Source organism: Streptomyces bottropensis ATCC 25435, from assembly GCF_000383595.1.
Taxonomy (GTDB): domain Bacteria; phylum Actinomycetota; class Actinomycetes; order Streptomycetales; family Streptomycetaceae; genus Streptomyces; species Streptomyces bottropensis.
Window position 1 is genome coordinate 7,293,173 of sequence record NZ_KB911581.1, and the last position, 17,287, is coordinate 7,310,459.

18 protein-coding genes are annotated in these 17,287 nt (G+C 72.1%); 8 read left to right on the forward strand and 10 right to left on the reverse strand.

What is annotated here, in order from left to right; all coding sequences use genetic code 11:
• Window positions 1–7 precede the first annotated feature (7 nt).
• A complete protein-coding gene (locus STRBO_RS0132340; RefSeq protein ID WP_005479157.1) occupies window positions 8–1,948 on the forward strand; it encodes an amylo-alpha-1,6-glucosidase in 1,941 nt (646 codons plus the stop codon).
• Window positions 1,949–2,160: 212 nt separating this feature from the next.
• Here the strand turns inward: STRBO_RS0132340 and dusB are convergent, their stop codons facing one another.
• Window positions 2,161–3,315 carry a tRNA dihydrouridine synthase DusB gene (gene dusB, locus STRBO_RS0132345; RefSeq protein WP_005479158.1) on the reverse strand — a complete coding sequence of 385 codons (1,155 nt, stop codon included), beginning with the start codon at window positions 3,313–3,315 and terminating at the stop codon, window positions 2,161–2,163.
• An 81-nt stretch (window positions 3,316–3,396) separates the two neighbouring features.
• On the opposite strand from dusB, the gene STRBO_RS0132350 reads away from it, so the two are divergent.
• Together STRBO_RS0132350 and STRBO_RS0132355 are read left to right on the forward strand one after the other, a co-directional pair.
• Complete coding sequence (locus tag STRBO_RS0132350) at window positions 3,397–4,842, forward strand: MFS transporter (RefSeq protein WP_020115416.1); 1,446 nt, start codon at window positions 3,397–3,399, stop codon at window positions 4,840–4,842.
• 246 nt (window positions 4,843–5,088) lie between these two features.
• On the forward strand, window positions 5,089–5,295 hold the full coding sequence (locus tag STRBO_RS0132355; RefSeq protein WP_020115417.1) for a hypothetical protein: 207 nt from the start codon (window positions 5,089–5,091) through the stop codon (window positions 5,293–5,295).
• A gap of 161 nt (window positions 5,296–5,456) precedes the next feature.
• Here the strand turns inward: STRBO_RS0132355 and STRBO_RS0132360 are convergent, their stop codons facing one another.
• Together STRBO_RS0132360 and STRBO_RS0132365 are read right to left on the reverse strand one after the other, a co-directional pair.
• Window positions 5,457–5,870, reverse strand: coding sequence for an SRPBCC domain-containing protein (locus STRBO_RS0132360; RefSeq protein ID WP_005479161.1), 414 nt, complete (start codon window positions 5,868–5,870; stop codon window positions 5,457–5,459).
• A gap of 53 nt (window positions 5,871–5,923) precedes the next feature.
• Window positions 5,924–6,595: a CGNR zinc finger domain-containing protein gene (locus STRBO_RS0132365; RefSeq protein ID WP_202498813.1), complete on the reverse strand. Its 672-nt coding sequence runs from the start codon at window positions 6,593–6,595 to the stop codon at window positions 5,924–5,926.
• A 21-nt stretch (window positions 6,596–6,616) separates the two neighbouring features.
• Between STRBO_RS0132365 and STRBO_RS0132370 the strand changes: the two genes are divergently transcribed.
• The gene (locus tag STRBO_RS0132370; protein WP_005479164.1) at window positions 6,617–7,075 is read left to right on the forward strand and encodes a VOC family protein; all 459 of its coding nucleotides are present in this window, start codon (window positions 6,617–6,619) and stop codon (window positions 7,073–7,075) included.
• 19 nt (window positions 7,076–7,094) lie between these two features.
• On the opposite strand, the gene STRBO_RS0132375 is transcribed toward STRBO_RS0132370, so the two are convergent.
• From STRBO_RS0132375 to STRBO_RS0132385, 3 genes are all read right to left on the reverse strand, one after another.
• Window positions 7,095–7,682 carry a TetR/AcrR family transcriptional regulator gene (locus tag STRBO_RS0132375; protein WP_005479166.1) on the reverse strand — a complete coding sequence of 196 codons (588 nt, stop codon included), beginning with the start codon at window positions 7,680–7,682 and terminating at the stop codon, window positions 7,095–7,097.
• A gap of 25 nt (window positions 7,683–7,707) precedes the next feature.
• Window positions 7,708–8,724, reverse strand: coding sequence for an aldo/keto reductase (locus STRBO_RS0132380; RefSeq protein WP_005479168.1), 1,017 nt, complete (start codon window positions 8,722–8,724; stop codon window positions 7,708–7,710).
• A gap of 489 nt (window positions 8,725–9,213) precedes the next feature.
• The gene (locus tag STRBO_RS0132385; protein WP_005479171.1) at window positions 9,214–10,596 is read right to left on the reverse strand and encodes a glycine--tRNA ligase; all 1,383 of its coding nucleotides are present in this window, start codon (window positions 10,594–10,596) and stop codon (window positions 9,214–9,216) included.
• Between the two features lie 227 nt (window positions 10,597–10,823).
• Here STRBO_RS0132385 and STRBO_RS0132390 point away from each other — a divergent pair, with 227 nt between their 5' ends.
• The 4 genes from STRBO_RS0132390 to STRBO_RS0132405 all read left to right on the forward strand — a co-directional run bounded on the left by STRBO_RS0132390 (window position 10,824) and on the right by STRBO_RS0132405 (window position 14,038).
• Window positions 10,824–11,792: a metal ABC transporter substrate-binding protein gene (locus tag STRBO_RS0132390; protein WP_020665646.1), complete on the forward strand. Its 969-nt coding sequence runs from the start codon at window positions 10,824–10,826 to the stop codon at window positions 11,790–11,792.
• A 28-nt stretch (window positions 11,793–11,820) separates the two neighbouring features.
• A complete protein-coding gene (locus tag STRBO_RS0132395) occupies window positions 11,821–12,588 on the forward strand; it encodes a metal ABC transporter ATP-binding protein (protein ID WP_005479177.1) in 768 nt (255 codons plus the stop codon).
• 13 nt (window positions 12,589–12,601) lie between these two features.
• Window positions 12,602–13,546, forward strand: coding sequence for a metal ABC transporter permease (locus tag STRBO_RS0132400; RefSeq protein WP_005479179.1), 945 nt, complete (start codon window positions 12,602–12,604; stop codon window positions 13,544–13,546).
• 78 nt (window positions 13,547–13,624) lie between these two features.
• Window positions 13,625–14,038 carry a Fur family transcriptional regulator gene (locus STRBO_RS0132405; protein ID WP_005479181.1) on the forward strand — a complete coding sequence of 138 codons (414 nt, stop codon included), beginning with the start codon at window positions 13,625–13,627 and terminating at the stop codon, window positions 14,036–14,038.
• A 521-nt stretch (window positions 14,039–14,559) separates the two neighbouring features.
• Here STRBO_RS0132405 and STRBO_RS0132410 read toward each other — a convergent pair.
• The 4 genes from STRBO_RS0132410 to STRBO_RS0132425 all read right to left on the reverse strand — a co-directional run bounded on the left by STRBO_RS0132410 (window position 14,560) and on the right by STRBO_RS0132425 (window position 17,156).
• Window positions 14,560–15,087: a YcxB family protein gene (locus tag STRBO_RS0132410; protein ID WP_005479183.1), complete on the reverse strand. Its 528-nt coding sequence runs from the start codon at window positions 15,085–15,087 to the stop codon at window positions 14,560–14,562.
• 3 nt (window positions 15,088–15,090) lie between these two features.
• Window positions 15,091–15,927, reverse strand: coding sequence for an isoprenyl transferase (locus tag STRBO_RS0132415; protein ID WP_005479184.1), 837 nt, complete (start codon window positions 15,925–15,927; stop codon window positions 15,091–15,093).
• A gap of 91 nt (window positions 15,928–16,018) precedes the next feature.
• Window positions 16,019–16,768 carry a DNA repair protein RecO gene (gene recO, locus STRBO_RS0132420; RefSeq protein ID WP_005479186.1) on the reverse strand — a complete coding sequence of 250 codons (750 nt, stop codon included), beginning with the start codon at window positions 16,766–16,768 and terminating at the stop codon, window positions 16,019–16,021.
• Window positions 16,769–16,925: 157 nt separating this feature from the next.
• Window positions 16,926–17,156 (reverse strand): hypothetical protein, encoded by a 231-nt coding sequence (locus STRBO_RS0132425; protein WP_005479188.1) that lies wholly within the window; start codon window positions 17,154–17,156, stop codon window positions 16,926–16,928.
• Between the last annotated feature and the right edge of the window lie 131 nt (window positions 17,157–17,287).

The window sequence follows — 17,287 nt, forward strand, 5'->3', positions numbered from 1 at the left end:
ACCGGGGATGACGGACCGGCATCACCTGCTCGTGCGCGGCGGGACGTTCGCCGCCGTGGGCGACGGCGGCGACATCAGCGGGGTGCGGGGCGGCAGTGCACCGGACGGGCTGTTCGTGCGGGACGCCCGGCATCTGAGCCGGTGGCAGCTGACCGTCGACGGGGCGGTCCCCGAGACGCTCACACCGGTCGCCGACGGGGACACCGCGCGCTGTGTGCTCGTGCCCCGGGGCGGACGCCGGGAGCCACCCGCGTACACGCTCTTCCGTGAACAGGCCGTCTCCGACAGCTCGTTCGTGGAGACGCTGCGGGTCACCAGCAACCGTCCGGTGGCGACGACCGTCCGTATCGCGATCACCGCGGACGCCGACTTCACCGACCAGTTCGAGCTGCGCTCCGACTTCCGTACCTACGCCAAGAGCGGTGTCGTCAGGAAGCGCGAAGTCCTCGACGACGGCGTGGAGTTCAGCTACCGGCGGGGCGAGTGGCGGTCGTGCACGACGGTGACGGCCGAGCCCGCGCCGGACGGTGTGGAGGAGACCGGGACGGGGGCGCGGCGCCTGGTCTGGGCCCTCGATGTGGCGCCGCACGGCTCGGTGGAGCTGACCTGCCGGGTGATGGCGCGGCCGCACGGCGACCGGCGGGCCCTGCGGGTGCCGCGCTCGCCGGACGCCGAACGGGAGCGGCTGCTGGCGGTGGAGGGCGAGTTCATGGAGGGCGTGGCGTTCCCCACCGGCTGGCCGGAGCTGGCCGCCGCGTGTGCGCGTGGGCTCGCCGATCTGGCCGCGCTCCAGGTGCCGGCGACCGGGCCGGAGGGTGAGGTCCTGCGGGTGCCCGCCGCCGGGGCGCCGTGGTTCCTGACCCTGCTCGGCCGGGACGCTCTGCTCACCTCCCTCTTCACGCTCCCCTACCGGCCGGAGCCGGCCGCCGCCACCCTGCTCGCGCTCGCCGCGGCCCAGGCGACGGAGGTCGGCGTCGGCTCGGTGGCCCAGCCCGGCAAGATCGTGCACGAGGTGCGGCACGGTGAGCTGGCGCACTTCGGGCAGGTGCCGTACGGGCGTTACTACGGCTCGGTGGACGCGACGCCGCTGTTCCTCGTGCTGCTCGGCGCGTATGTGGAGCAGACCGGGGACGTCACCCTCGCCCGCCGTCTCGAAGCGCAGGCGCGGGCCGCGGTCGGCTGGATGCTCGACCACGGCGGGCTCACCTCGCGCGGCTATCTGGTCTACCGCGCCGACCAGGGCGGCCTCGCCAACCAGAACTGGAAGGACTCCCCCGGCTCGATCTGCTCCGCCGACGGCAGCCGGCCCGCCGCCGGGCCGGTGATGGCGGCGGGTGCGCAGGGGTACGCGTACGACGCGCTGCGCCGCACCGCCGTCCTGGCGCGCACGGTCTGGGAGGACGAGGTGTACGCGGCGCTGCTCGAACAGGCGGCGGGCGATCTCCGCGACCGTTTCCAGCGGGACTTCTGGATGCCGCGGCACGGCTTCCCCGCGCTGGCGCTGGACGGCGAGGGCAGGCAGGTCGACGCGCTCGCCTCGGACGCGGGGCATCTGCTGTGGTCGGGGCTGCTGGACAAGGAGTACGGGAAGCTGGTGGGCCGGCGGCTCCTGGAACCGGACTTCTTCTCCGGGTGGGGGGTGCGGACGCTGGCCGCCGGGCAGTCCGCGTACCACCCGCTGTCGTACCACCGGGGTTCCGTGTGGCCGCACGACAACGCGCTGATCACGCTGGGGCTCGCGCGGTACGGGCTGCACGACGAGGCCCGGACGGTGGCCTCCGGCATGGTGGACGCGGCGACGGCGGCGGGGCATCGGCTGCCGGAGGTGCTGGCCGGGTACGGGCGGGACACGCATCCGGAGCCGGTTCCGTATCCGCACGCGTGTGTGCGGGAGTCGCGGTCGGCGGCGGCGCCGTTGGCTCTGCTCACCGCGGTCGGCGGAGCGTGAGCGCTCCGCTGGGTGGGGTGGGGGGGGCGGCGTTGTAGTGGGGGATGGTGGGTGGGTGCGGGTTCGTCGTGGGTGCTCGGCTGCGCCTGATAGCTCGGGGGTGCGGGTGCTTCGGCGGGTGCGGGTTGTAGGGGGTTGCTCGCGCCGTTCCCCGCGCCCCTGACGGGGCGCGTGCCCGGCGGCTCGGGCGGAGTATCGGCGGAACTGGGCGGCTAGCCGCCGGACGTGTCCTGTTCGGCTTCCTCTTCTACGCCCGCGCAGTCGTACGGGTCCTTGAGCCAGCCGTCCGGCAGGACTACGCGGTTGTTGCCGGAGGTGCGGCCGCGTGGGCCGTCGGCGCCGGTCGGCCAGGGCTGGTCGAGGTCCAACTCGTCGAGGCCGGAGCGGAGTTCGGCGAGGGAGGAGGTGATGGCGAGGCGTTTGCGCATCTCGGAGCCGACCGCGAAGCCCTTGAGGTACCAGGCCACGTGCTTGCGGAAGTCGACGACACCCTTGGACTCGTCGCCGCTCCACTCGCCCAGCAGGGTGGCGTGCCGGACCATGACGTCGGCGACCTCCCGGAGCGCGGGGCGCGCGAGATCCTCCGTACGCCCCTCGAACGCGGCCACCAGGTCCGCGAACAGCCACGGCCGCCCCAGGCAGCCACGCCCGACGACCACGCCGTCGCAGCCGGTCTCGCGGACCATCCGCAGCGCGTCCTCGGCCGACCAGATGTCGCCGTTGCCGAGAACGGGGATCTCGGGGACGTGCTCCTTGAGGCGGGCGATGGCGTCCCAGTCCGCCGTGCCGCCGTAGTGCTGGGCGGCGGTGCGGCCGTGCAGGGCGATGGCGGTGACGCCCTCCTCGACGGCGATGCGCCCGGCGTCGAGGTAGGTGATGTGGTCGTCGTCGATGCCCTTGCGCATCTTCATGGTGACCGGGAGGTCGCCCGCCCCGCTCACGGCCTCGCGGAGGATCGCGCGCAGCAGGTTCCGCTTGTACGGGAGGGCCGAGCCGCCGCCCTTACGGGTCACCTTGGGGACGGGGCAGCCGAAGTTGAGGTCGATGTGGTCGGCGAGGCCCTCCTCCGCGATCATGCGGACGGCCTTGCCGACGGTCGCCGGGTCCACGCCGTACAGCTGGATCGAGCGCGGCTTCTCGGTCGCGTCGAAGCGGATCAGCTGCATGGTCTTCTCGTTGCGCTCGACCAGCGCCCGCGTGGTGATCATCTCGCTGACGAACAGGCCCTTGCCGCCGCTGAACTCCCGACACAGGGTGCGGAAGGGCGCGTTCGTGATGCCGGCCATGGGTGCCAGGACGACGGGCGGGGTGACGGTGTGCGGGCCGATCCGCAAGGGGGCCGGCGCGAGGGAGACGGGCGTGGACATTCCCCCATTGTCACGCACCCGGCCCCATGCCCGCGATTCATTAGTTAGGCGCACTATAGAGTCGGGCGTACGATGGTCCGCATGTCCGAGCTCAGCCGCCGCCACCGTCTGCTCGTGCTCGCGATCTGCTGCATCAGCCTGCTGATCGTGAGCCTGGACAACACCGTCCTGAACGTCGCCCTGCCCTCCATGCAGCGCGACCTGGACGCGAGCCTCGCGGGCCTGCAGTGGACGATCGACGCCTACACCCTGGTCCTGGCGGCCCTGCTGATGCTGGCGGGCTCCACCGCGGACCGGATCGGCCGCAAGCGGGTCTTCATGGCGGGCCTGGTCGTCTTCGCGGCCGGCTCGCTGCTGTGCTCCCTCGCGCCGAACCTGGAGTCGCTGGTCGTCTTCCGCATGGTGCAGGCTGTCGGCGGCTCGATGCTCAACCCGGTGGCCATGTCGATCATCACCAACACGTTCACGGACCCGCGCGAGCGGGCCCGGGCGATCGGCGCCTGGGGGGCGGTCGTGGGCATCTCGATGGCCGCCGGACCGATCATCGGCGGCCTCCTGGTGGAGTCGGTGGGCTGGCGCTCGATCTTCTGGATCAACCTGCCGGTCGGGCTGGCCGCGCTCCTGCTGACCTGGCGGTTCGTCCCCGAGTCCCGCGCCCCGAAGGCCCGCCGCCCCGACCCCGTCGGACAGCTCCTCGTCATCGCACTGCTCGCCTCCCTCACCTACGCGATCATCGAGGCGCCGACCGCCCCGCCCGGCGAGACCCTCGCCCTCGGCATGGTCGCCCTCGCGGCGCTGCTCGGCCTCCTGCGGTACGAACCCCGCCGCCACGAACCCCTCATCGACCTGCGCTTCTTCCGTTCGGCCCCGTTCAGCGGGGCGACGTTGATAGCGGTCAGCGCGTTCGCCGGCCTCGGCGGTTTCCTGTTCCTTTCCACGCTGTACCTGCAGAACGTGCGTGGTCTGGACGCCCTGCACGCCGGTCTGTGGATGCTGCCGATGGCCGTCCTGTGCTTCGTCTGCGCGCCCGTCGCCGGCCGGCTGGTCGGCAGCCGGGGCCCGCGGCTGCCGCTGCTGGTCGCCGGGATCGCCATGACCGCGAGCGGGGTGCTCTTCGCCGCCTTCGAGGCCGAGACCGGGAACGTCACCCTCGTCATCGGCTACGTCCTGTTCGGCCTCGGCTTCGGCTTCGTCAACGCGCCCATCACCAACACGGCCGTGTCCGGGATGCCGCGCGCCCAGGCGGGCGTCGCCGCGGCGGTCGCCTCCACCAGCCGCCAGATCGGCCAGACCCTGGGGGTCGCGGTGATCGGCGCGGTGCTGGCGGCGGGCATCGGCTCGTCCTCGTACGCCGACGCGTTCGTGTCCGCGGCCCGTCCCGCCTGGTGGATCGTCGCGGCGTGCGGCTTCGCCGTGCTGGTGCTGGGGGCCCTGACCACCGGGGTGTGGGCCCGGGAGACGGCCGACCGGACGGCCCGCCGCCTGGAGGCGGTGGAGGTCCGGGACGCGGCGGGTGTCGGGTCGTAGCCCTCGACGCCCGTCCACGGTCGCCGTCGCTGAGCGCCGGGACGGCCGGGCGGCCGCCGGTGCGAGCGGTTTCTCCGGCTTGCTCCGGGTCTGCGGCCCCGGCCGGGTCGCAGGCCGGGGCCTCGCGCGACGAAACCGGTAACGCCTGGGACAACTCCTCGTGAGATCCGCCCCGTTGATGTTGGTCTTGTCGCACACTCCTCACGGATGTGGAACGGGACCGTGCGGGTGTCGGCCGGAGGGGTCATGCGGCAGATCAACACGAGCAGGGTGAGCCGCTGGGACCAGCACGGGCGGGAGCACACCGTGCGGGTCCAGCGCACGGGGGTGCAGCGCACGATCCGCTGCGACACCTGCGGCTGGCGCAGGGGCGCGCAGTTCCTGCCGTGGCTGAAGGCGGAGGAACACCTCGCCGAGGCCCACCAGGCGACGGTGAACCCCGCGGGCTCGTGACCGCCGGGGAACCGGGCCCGGGCGGCCTCGTGACCGCCCCGGCACTTGCAGGCCCCCAGGCGGCCTCCCGACCAGCCCCCGGCCCCCTCACACCCGGACAGCCCCACGACCGCCCCCGGCACCAGGGGCCGCCCCGCGGGCTCGTGACCGTCAGCGAGCCCTCAGCCCCGCCGGTCCAGCGCCTCCGCGACCTGCTTGATCACCCTCCGCCAGTGCGCCCGTTGGCGCTCCCGCTCCTCGGGGCCCGCCATGCGCTCCTGATGGAAGACGAGCACCGACCGGCCGCCCCCGGCCGCCGACACGGCGACCTGCACGGTCGTGTCGCCGTAGGTGACGCGGATGCGGTCACCGGGCCGGTAGCCGCGCACCTCGCCCGTGGCTCCCGCGGCGGTCTCGTAGGACGCCCCGCGCTCGGGCGTGAGCCGCGCCCCGGCCCCGAGCCACAGTTCCAGCCCGCGCGGTCCACTGATGAACTCCCAGACGGCGGCGGGCGACTGGGGCAGGGTGCGGGAGACGCCGACTTCCCATCCGGCGTCCCTGGTGAGTCCGGTGGATCGCGTGGTCATGGGGTTCATCCTTTCTCGTGGACCGCTCCCGGCCGGCGTACCCGCCGCCCGGCCCCGGCCGCTCATTCGACCGGGCCCGCCCCGGAGCGGCGTACACGGTGGGCGCGGACCTTGTGACGGTTGCCGCAGTGCTCCATCGAGCACCAGCGGCGGCGGCCGGGGCGTGAGGTGTCGACGTACAGGAGGTAGCAGCGGTCGCCGGCGCACATGCGGATCCGCTGCGCGTACGGCCCGGTGAGGAGGTCGACGGCGTCCCGGGCGACCGTGGACAGCAGCTGCGGGCCGGTCGCGGGGCCGGGGGCCCAGCCCCGGGTGCCGTCCGCGCCGATGGCGGGGGCCAGCGGCGGGCGGGCGGCGGCGTCGTTGACGAGGTCGAGGTCGGCGGTGTCCGCCGGGGCTATGCCCAGCTCGGGGAGCCCGCCGCCGACGACACGGGAGACGGCCGTACGGGTCAGCGCGTCGCGCAGCCGCCGGGCGTACGCCACGTCGTCCTGCGTGACATCGAGGGCGGGGGGCGTCGGGGTGAGCCGGGACTGCTCGGCCCAGGCGACCAGGTCGCCGGGGGTCTGCAGCACCTCGTAGCGGGTCAGGGCGCCGGGGCCGCCGGTGATGAGCAGCTCCAGGCAGAGGGCGCCCGGATCGAACCGGAAGACGTTCCCGGAGTAGGACCGCAACCGGATGCCCGACACTCCCGACGCCCCCTTCGGGGCCGATGCCCTGGACGACAAACCCATGTAACCAATATAACCGGTTACATGACTGCCGCACTGAACTGGAAACTGGTCATCGACTCGCGGGACGCCCAGCCCCTGGCAGACTTCTGGGCCGCGGCGCTGGGCTACGAGGTGGAGGACCCCAGCACGCTGATCAGCCATCTCCTGGCCACCGGCGACCTGCCCGAGGCGGCCGTCGCCGAGCACGACGGCCACCACGTCTTCCGCGGCTACGCCGCCGTCCGCCACCCGGACGACCCGTACGACCCGTTCACCGGTGTCGGCAAGGGCCGCCGTCTGCTCTTCCAGGACGTCCCCGAACCCAAGTCGGGCAAGAACCGCCTCCACATCGACGTCCACGCCGGCCCGGACGGGCTGGAGGCGCTGGCCGTCCGCATGGAGACACTCGGCGCCACCCGGGTCGAGGAGTTCGACCGGGGCCCCGCCGGGCACTGGTGGGTGATGCGGGACCCGGAGGGCAACGAGTTCTGCGTGGCGTAGGCGCCGGGCCGGGCCGGCGTCAGGCCCGCAGGCCCCGCGTCACCAGCTCCACGACCGCCTCGAACTGGGCCTCGATGTCCGGCTGCCGCCAGGTGGGAGCGTACGAGGGGTCGTGGAAGCGGGCGGTGGCGTGGAACACCGCCCGGGCGGTGGCGGCGGGGTCGGTGGCGGCGAAGACGCCGGCGGCGACGCCGGACCGGACGATGTCGGCCAACTGGCCGGTCAGGTCGGCGATATGGGCGCCGACGGCCTCACCGCTCTCGTCCGCCAGCACCTGGTAGGTGGCGAACAGCTCGGGGTCGTCCCCGGCCTTGCGGCGCTTGGCCGCGAAGAGGGCGGACAGCCAGGCGCGCAGCCGGGCCTCCGGGTCGCGGTCCTCGGCGGCGACGGCGGCCAGAGTCGCCGTCGTACGGTCCAGCCAGCGCTTGGCCACCGCTTCCCGCAGCACCGCCTTCGTGCGGAAGTGGCGGTAGACGCTTCCGTGACTGACGCCGAGCGCGCGGGCCACGTCGACCACGGTGGCCTTGGCGGGCCCGTGGCGGCGCAGGACCTCCTCGGTCGCTTCGAGGATGCGCTCGGGGGTCAGGGTCTCGGAGGTCGGTGACATGGGGGAACCGTACCCGGCGGACGGATCACCGCTCGCTGTCGAGGTGTGCCATCTGGGCCGCGGGGTAGCGCTCGCCCGCCGCCGCGCCGGCCGGGACGGCGTCCTCGATCGCCGCGAGGTCGGCCGCGTCCAGCGTGACCTCCAGCGCGCCCAGCGCCTCGGCGAGCCGGTCCCGGCGGCGGGCGCCCACCAGCGGTACGACGTCCTCGCCGCGCGAGAGCACCCAGGCGATGGCGATCTGCGCGACCGACACCCCCTTCTGCTCCGCGATCTTCCGCAGCGCCTCCACCAGGTCCAGGTTGCGCAGGAGGTTCTCCCCCTGGAACCGGGGCGAGAACGCCCGGAAGTCCCCCTCCGCCAGCTGCCGGTCCCGGGTGAAGTGACCGGAGATCAGGCCGCGGGAGAGGACGCCGTACGCCGTGATCGCGATGCCCAGCTCGCGGGCGGCCGGCAGGATCTCGTCCTCGATGCCGCGCGAGATGAGGGAGTACTCGATCTGGAGGTCCGTGATCGGGGCCGTGGCGGCGGCGCGGCGGATCGTCTCCGCGCCGACCTCGCTGAGGCCGATGTGCCGGACGTACCCCTTCTCGACCAGTTCGGCGATGGCGCCCACGGTCTCCTCGATCGGCACGTCGGGGTCGACCCGGGCGATCCGGTAGACGTCGATGTGGTCCGTGCCGAGGCGCTGGAGGGAGTACGCGGCGAAGTTCCTGACCGCCGCCGGGCGGCCGTCGTACCCGGACCAGGCTCCGTCCGGGTCGCGCAGCGCCCCGAACTTGACGCTGGTCAGGGCCTGTTCGCGGTGGGCGGCGGGCGCGGTGCGCAGGGCCTCGCCGATCAGCAGTTCGTTGTGGCCCATGCCGTAGAAGTCGCCCGTGTCCAGCAGGGTCACACCGGCTTCGAGGGCCGCGTGGATCGTCGCGACGGACTCGGCCCGGTCGGCCCCGCCGTACAGCGCGGACATGCCCATGCAGCCGAGGCCGAGGGCGGAGACCTGGGGGCCGGTGGCGCCGAGGGTGCGGGGCTTCGGTGTCGTCGTCATGCGACCACGATGACATGACAGCTGACAGATTTCAATATCTGTCAGCTGTCATCTGTTACCAGACGTCCTGGACGACTTCACACTGGGCCGAGCCGGTGCGGGACGACATCGGCTGGGGACGGGGTGGAGAACACCGTCCGGGTGATGGGTGAGGTCGACGCGGACATCCTGCTCACCGTCGAGAGGGAGGACCCGCTCGCCCTGGACCGCTTCAACGCCCGGGTACTGGGCGGCGCGGCGGGGTCCGACCCGCACCCGTTCCACCATCCACGGCACCAACCCGCCGGGCACCCACGGCACCGGCGGGCGGGACGAGCAGAAGCTCGACCACCTCATGATCGGCCCGCAGCTGCGGGCGAGGGTGACGAACATGGGCGTGACCTTCAAACGCCGAGTTCCCCGGCCCCGTCAGGGGCGCGGGGAACTCCGCGACCGGTTACGACCTACGGTGAACCCGCGGCCGCTCCCTCACACGAGCGGGGCAATCGCTCAGGCGCCGACCAGCCGCCCGGCGAGGTAGCCCTCGATCTGGTCCAGCGACACCCGCTCCTGCTTCATCGAGTCCCGCTCGCGCACGGTCACCGCGTTGTCGTCGAGCGTGTCGAAGTCGACGGTCACGCAGTACGGCGTGCCGATCTCGTCCTGGCGCCGGTAGCGGCGGCCGATCGCGCCCGCGTCGTCGAAGTCGATGTTCCAGTTCTGGCGCAGCGCCGCGGCGAGCCCCTTCGCCTTCGGGGACAGTTCGGGGTTGCGGGAGAGCGGGAGCACCGCGACCTTCACCGGCGCGATGCGGTGGTCCAGGCGCAGCACGGTGCGCTTCTCCAGCTTGCCCTTGGCGTTGGGCGCCTCGTCCTCGGTGTAGGCGTCGAGCAGGAACGCCAGCATCGTGCGGCCGACACCGGCGGCCGGCTCGATGACGAACGGCGTGTACCGCTCGCTGGACTCCTGGTCGTAGTACGACAGGTCCTGGCCGGAGGCCTTGGAGTGGGCGGAGAGGTCGTAGTCGGTGCGGTTGGCGACGCCCTCCAGCTCACCCCACTCGTTGCCGCCGAACTGGAAGCGGTACTCGATGTCGGCGGTGCGCTTGGAGTAGTGGGAGAGCTTCTCGGCCGGGTGGTCGTACCAGCGCATGTTCTCCTCGCGCATGCCCAGGCCGGTGTACCAGTTCCACCGCTCCTGCATCCAGTACTCCTGCCACTTCTCGTCCTCGCCCGGCTTGACGAAGAACTCCATCTCCATCTGCTCGAACTCGCGGGTGCGGAAGATGAAGTTGCCGGGCGTGATCTCGTTACGGAAGGACTTGCCCATCTGGGCGATGCCGAACGGCGGCTTGCGGCGCGAAGTGGTCTGCACCTGGGCGAAGTTGGTGAAGATGCCCTGGGCGGTCTCGGGGCGCAGGTAGGCGACGGAGCCGGTGTCCTGGGTGGGGCCGAGGTGCGTGGAGAGCAGACCCGAGAACTGCTTGGGCTCGGTGAACTGGCCCTTGGTGCCGCAGTTGGGGCAGTTGACATCCACGAGGCCGTTCTCCGGCAGGCGGCCCTTCTTCGCCTCGTACGCCTCTTCCAGGTGGTCCGCGCGGAACCGCTTGTGGCAGGAGGTGCACTCGGTGAGCGGGTCGGAGAAGGTGGCGACGTGGCCGGAGGCGACCCAGACCTCGGGGGCCAGGATGACGGACGAGTCGATGCCGACCACGTCCTCGCGCGACGTCACCATGTAGCGCCACCACTGACGCTTGATGTTCTCCTTGAGCTCGACACCCAGCGGTCCGTAGTCCCAGGCGGCACGCTGGCCGCCGTAGATCTCGCTGCACGGGAATACGAAGCCACGGCGCTTGCTCAGGCTGACGATGGTGTCGATCTTGTCGGCGGCCACGGTGCTCTCTTCATTACGACGACGGGCGACGAAGCGATGCGCTCCTGGAGGGAAGCGAACGCGCTTCAGAGCGAATGCCTCAGGTTACCGGCGGGGGCTGCCCTCCGATCAAATCGGTTCGGAGAAGGAGACCGGAAGGAGGGGACGAGAGCCGGACAAAGGCCTTACCAAGGGCTTACCACCAGGCTTGTTGACAATCGTTTCCAGATAAGATGAAAATGACTGTCATGAACGTACGACGACGCCCGCGTCCCCTCATATCCGGGACCGCCGCGGCGGTGGCCACCGCACTCGGCCTCGCCACCCTCTCGGCATGTTCCACCGACAGCGCCGCCGCAGGCAACACGGACAAGTTCGACGTCGTCGCGTCGTTCTACCCGATGGCCTTCCTCGCCGAGCAGATCGGCGGGAAGTACGTGCACGTCACCACTCTGACCGAACCCGGCCAGGAGCCGCACGACCTGGAGATCAGCGCCAAGCAGACGGCCGCCCTCCAGGAGTCGGACGCCGTGCTCTACCTCAAGGGCCTGCAGCCCTCCGTCGACGACGCGGTCGCGCAGTCCGAGGTCGGGACGAAGATCGACGCCGCCACGCTGACCGCCATGGAGCACCACGGCAACGAGGTCGGCGGCCACTCGGCCGAGCACGACGACCACGAGAACGAGGAGCTGGAGGGCAAGGACCCCCACCTCTGGCTCGACCCCGTGAAGTACGCCGAGGTCGCCAAGGGTGTCGGCGCCGCCTTCGAGAAGGCCGACCCGGACCACGCGGACACCTACAAGACCAACACCGAGGCCCTGGTCGAGAAGCTGGGCGCGCTCGACGACCAGTTCGAGAACGGTCTGAAGAACACCGACACCAAGGTCTTCATCACCACCCACGCCGCCTTCGGCTACCTCGCCGAGCGCTACGGCCTCACCGAGGAGGCCATCTCCGGCCTCGACCCCGAGTCCGAGCCGAGTGGCGCGCGGGTCAAGGCACTTGAGACCATGGCGAAGGCCGACGGCGTGACCACCGTGTTCTACGAGACACTGGTCAGCGACAAGACCGCGAAGACCATCGCCGCCGACGCGAACCTCAGGACCGACGTCCTCGACCCGATCGAGGGCATCACCGCGAAGTCGCGCGGCAAGGACTACTTCGCGGTGCAGGAAGCCAACCTGAAGGCCCTCCGGACAGCCCTGGGGGCCACATGACCTCGTCGACCATCCGGAGGCAGCAGGCATGACCGAGCCCGTCATCTCGTTGCGCGGCGTCCGCGCCGAACTGGGCTCGCGCACGGTCCTGCGCGGCATCGACCTCACCGTCCACCGCGGTGAGGTCGTCGCGCTGCTCGGCGCCAACGGCTCCGGCAAGTCCACCGCCGTCCGCACGGTGATCGGGCAGGTACCGGTGAGCGACGGCGAGATCGAGCTGTTCGGCACCCCGCGCCGCCGCTTCCGCGACTGGCGGCGCGTCGGGTACGTACCGCAGCGCACGACCGCGGCGGGCGGTGTCCCGGCGACCGTGACGGAGATCGTGGCCTCGGGCCGGCTCTCCCGCACCCGCCTCGGCATCCTGCGCAGGGCCGACCGCGAGGCGATCGGGCGCGCCCTGGAGCTGGTCGGCATGGCGGACCGCGCCAAGGACTCGGTGAACGCCCTCTCCGGCGGCCAGCACCAGCGCGTCCTCATCGCCCGCGCCCTCGCCTGCGAACCCGAGCTGCTGATCATGGACGAGCCGATGGCGGGCGTTGACCTGGCCAGCCAGGAGGTCCTGGCCGCCACCCTGCGCGAGCAGGTCACCAAGGGCACGACGGTGCTGCTGGTCCTCCACGAACTGGGTCCGCTGGAGCCGCTGATCGACCGCGCGGTCGTCCTGCGCGACGGCTGCGTCACCCACGACGGCCCGCCCCCGGAGGCGCTCGGCCAGCACGCCCTGCCCGGCCACGACCACGTCCACCCGCACGCGGCCCCCGGCGTCGAGCCGGTCCGCACCGGCCTGCTGAGCTGAGAAGGCACCCACGATGGACATCCTCGACTACGCCTTCATGCAGCGGGCCCTGCTGGCCGCCGTCCTCGTCGGCATCACCGCCCCCGCCATCGGCATCTACCTCGTCCAGCGCCGCCAGGCCCTCATGGGCGACGGCATCGGCCATGTCGCGATGACCGGCGTCGGCCTCGGCTTCATGCTGTCCTGGTCCCCGGTCTGGACGGCGACGCTCGTGTCCGTGGCCGGTGCCGTGCTGATGGAGCTGATCCGCTGGTACGGCAGGACGCGCGGCGACATCGCGCTCGCCATGCTCTTCTACGGCGGCATGGCGGGCGGTGTGATGCTCATCAACCTCGCGCCCGGCGGCACCAACGCCAACCTGATGTCGTTCCTCTTCGGCTCGCTGTCGACCGTGTCACAGCAGGACATCACCGCGATCTGCGTCCTGGCCGCGTTCGTGATCGTGATGACGCTGGCCCTGCGGCGGCAGCTGTTCGCGGTCAGCCAGGACGAGGAGTTCGCCCGGGTCACCGGCCTGCCGGTGCGCGCGCTGAACCTGCTGACGGCGGTCACGGCGGCCGTCACCGTGACGGTCGCCATGCGCGTCGTCGGCCTGCTGCTGGTCTCCGCGCTGATGGTCGTCCCCGTCGCCGCCGCCCAGCAGCTCACCCGCAGTTTCGCGGCCACCTTCGCGGTCGCCGTCGCCATCGGGGTCTGCGTGACCATCGGCGGCACGGTCACCTCGTACTACCAGGACGTGCCGCCCGGCGCGACCATCGTGCTGCTCGCCATCGCCGCGTTCATGCTGCTCACCGCGCTGGCCACCCCGCTGTCCAGGCGGCGCGCGAAGGCCCTGGAGCCGCCGGCCGGCGACCCGGCGGAGTGCGGGATCGCGCGGACCGGCGCGGCCGAAGGGGCCGTAAGGACCAAGGACACGGTCCCGGCCAGCCGGGCCTCCGTCGAGGGGTCCACGGGCTGACCGGCGTCCGCGGCGACCCGGCCGGCGCGCGCGGGCTGGCACAATGGCCCCGCAAGACCGCTACGTGAGGAGGCAACGGTGACGACCGCCGGACCCGTACGAGGTCGTTCCACCCGGCAGCGGGCGGCCGTGGCCGCGGCTCTCGACGAGGTCGACGAGTTCCGCAGCGCGCAGGAACTCCACGACATGCTCAAGCACAAAGGCGACTCGGTCGGGCTCACCACCGTGTACCGCACGCTCCAGTCCCTCGCCGACGCGGGCGAGGTCGACGTCCTGCGCACCTCCGACGGCGAGTCGGTGTACCGCCGCTGCTCCACCGGCGAGCACCACCACCACCTCGTCTGCCGCGTCTGCGGCAAGGCCGTGGAGGTGGAGGGCCCGGCGGTCGAGAAGTGGGCCGACGCGATCGCGGCGGAACACGGCTTCGTGAACGTGGCCCACACGGTGGAGATCTTCGGCACCTGCGAGGAGTGCGCGGCGAAGATCTCGTGAGGCCGGCCGGGCCGCATCGGTGTCGTAGACGGCGCTGTGCCTCGACACCGGGCGGCAGCCGGCCCTGAAGGCGGTCTCCTTCTCGTTGCAGAGCATCCGGACCAGGTCACGCACCAGCCGCGTGGCCGTGTCCCGCATCTCCCGCATCTCCCTCTCGCCGAGGTTGCCGTACCCGATCTTCGCCATGGCGGCTTCGAGGGCGCGCACCCGGGGCCCGCACTCCCGTCCGCGTGAAGTGAGTTCGACCCTCGCTCGACGCCCTGTCCCACAGCGCGAGGATCGCGTCGCCGTCCGGGGTGTCGGTCGCCGGGCGCGAGCCGTGCCGGGAGACGTTCTCCGTGAACCACACCTCGGCCACCACCCTCGGCTACGGCACGAAGGCCCCGTACGCGCCGCGGCAGGACGCCCGCACGTACCAGAGCGCGCCCAGGGCATCATGGTGGGACCGTTCCGGCATGCGTCGGGGAGAGCCGGGGATCTCCAGCGCTGCGGGCCACAGGCCGAGCGCTCCAGGCCGAGCATCACAGCCGGGCCAGGCCTTCCCGGGCGAGGACGGCCCGCAGCCGGTCGGCGTCGGCGGGGACGCGCAGGCCGTGCTTCGGCAGCACGGTGAAGCGGGGCACCTGGGAGTGCCCGTCGAGCAGGACGAAGGTGTGCGGGGTCTCCGCGTACCGGGACACCTGTGACCAGCGGGCCACCCGCTCGGTGCCCCCGTCGTGCTCCACGGTCACGCCCCAGAGGTCCAGCACCGTGCGGTGGACGCCGAGCGGTGCCGCGCGGCGGTGGAGCCGGCGGGCCTCGACGCGTGGGAGGACCAGCAGCCCGAGGACCGGGGCGGCCGTCATCACCAGCACCTTGGGGTCGGGCACGGCGCCGAGCAGCGTCGGCACCGCCGCCAGGACCAGTCCCAGGGCGCCGGAGACGAGCAGCAGCCCCCTCCCCCACCGGCCGGCCGAGGAGGCACGGGCGGACGCGCGGACCGCCTCGCGGAAGTCCCGGGCCGTCGCCCGGTACTCCAGCTCCACGTTCTCCCCACCGGCCTCGGCCAAGGGTCAGTCCTCCGTCCGGCCCTCCATGGCGAGCAGCTCCTCGTTCGGGATCGCGCCGCCGAAGCGGCGGTCGCGGGAGGCGAACTCCAGGCAGGCCCGCCACAGGTCACGGCGGTCGAAGTCGGGCCACAGCACGTCCTGGAAGACCATCTCGGCGTAGGCGCTCTGCCAGAGCAGGTAGTTGGAGGTGCGCTGTTCCCCGCTGGGGCGCAGGAAGAGGTCGACGTCCGGCATGTCCGGGTAGTAGAGGTACTTCGCGAAGGTCTTCTCGGTGACCTTGGAGGGGTCGAGGCGGCCCGCGCGGATGTCCTCGGCGAGGGCCTGGGCCGCGTCGGCGATCTCGGCGCGGCCGCCGTAGTTCATGCAGAAGTACAGCGTCAGCCGGTCGTTGTCCTTGGTCTGCTCCTGGGCGACCTGGAGTTCCTTGGCGACCGACTTCCACAGCTTGGGCATCCGGCCCACCCAGCGGACCCGGATGCCCAGCGCGTCGAGCTGGTCGCGGGTCTTGCGGATGAAGTCGCGGTTGAAGTTCATGAGGAAGCGGACCTCGTCGGGCGAGCGCTTCCAGTTCTCGGTGGAGAAGGCGTAGAGGGAGATGTTGCGCACGCCGATCTCGACCGAGCCCTGGAGGACGTCCAGCACGCGCTCGGCGCCGACCTTGTGGCCCTCGGTGCGCGGCAGCCCGCGCTCCTTGGCCCAGCGGCCGTTGCCGTCCATGACGATCGCCACGTGCTTGGGGATCAGCTCGCCGGGGAGCTTGGGCGGGCGGGCGCCGGACGGGTGCGGCGTCGGTGCCTCGTACTCGCGGCGCTGACGCCCCAGGAACCCGCGTACCACCATGTGCTTCTCGTCTCCTCTGTGCTGCTCGACCCTGTGGTGCTCGACTGTGTGCTGCTCGACGGCTGTGCCGTGCCGGACGGCCGCGTGCCGCCTACGACTTCTCCACGTACCGCAGGGAGCGCAGGCCGCGCTCCAGGTGCCAGTGCAGATAGGCGGACACCAGCCCGCTGCCCTCCCGCACGTGCCGCGGCTCGCTCGCGTCCGCGGTCTCCCAGTCTCCCGTGAGCAGCGCGGCGAGCAGCCGCAGTGTCTGCGGTGAGGGTACGACGCTGCCGGGCATCCGGCAGTCCACGCAGACCGACCCCCCGGCGGCGACGGAGAAGAAGCGGTTCGGGCCGGGCATGCCGCACTTGGCGCAGTCGCCGAAGCTGGGGGCGTAGCCGTTGACGGCGAGCGAGCGCAGGAGGAAGGCGTCGAGGACGAGGTGCGGCGCGTGCTCGCCGCGGGCGAGGGTGCGCAGCCCGCCGACGAGCAGCAGGTACTGCTGCACGGCGGGCTCGCCCTCGTGGTCCGTGAACCGTTCGGCCGTCTCCAGCATGGCCGTCCCGGCGGTGTAGCGGGCGTAGTCGCTGACGATGCCGCCGCCGTAGGGGGCGATGGTCTCGCTCTGGGTGCACAGGGGCAGCCCGCGTCCGATCAGCTCGCTGCCCCGCGCGAAGAACTGCACGTCCACGTGCGAGAAGGGTTCGAGCCGCGCCCCGAACTTCGACTTGGTCCGCCGCACTCCCCGGGCCACCGCCCGCACCCGCCCATGCCCCCGGGTGAGCAACGTGATGATCCGGTCCGCCTCACCGAGCTTCTGGGTACGCAGCACGACCCCGTCGTCACGGAACAGACTCATCGCCCACCCCCGCAGATCCCCCGCCGGGGGCACGGGGGCCGCCCCCCGCAAGACAGCAGCACGATCCGCTCCGCCGCACCCGGCTTCCGGGTGCGCGGGACGACGGGGTCGTCGCGGAACGGACTCATGCCGCCCATTCTCACCTACGGCCACCCCTTCAAGGGACCTCGCCCCGACTGCGGGCGTTCTCGTACGCGGTCGCCGCGCGCAGCCGTTCTATGGTCGTGGCGGCCCGGACGGCGTCGGGGGCGCAGTCCCACTCCCTTCCGCCGCCGACCGGCCGCAGCTGGACGTAGGGGCCCTCGTGGCCCATGACCCGGCCGACCCTGCCCGTGCGGGTGTCGACCGCGTAGGTGCCGACCGCCGGCTTCTTCCCGTGTCCGCTCACCGCAGGGCCGCCGCCGAAATACCCGGTACCAACAGAACAATTCCTGTCTTTCCGGCTGCCCGCCGCAATTCCTCCACCGCATCCTCCGCCTCTTCGACACGCCCGCCGAGTTCCGCCCGCCGGGCCTTCTC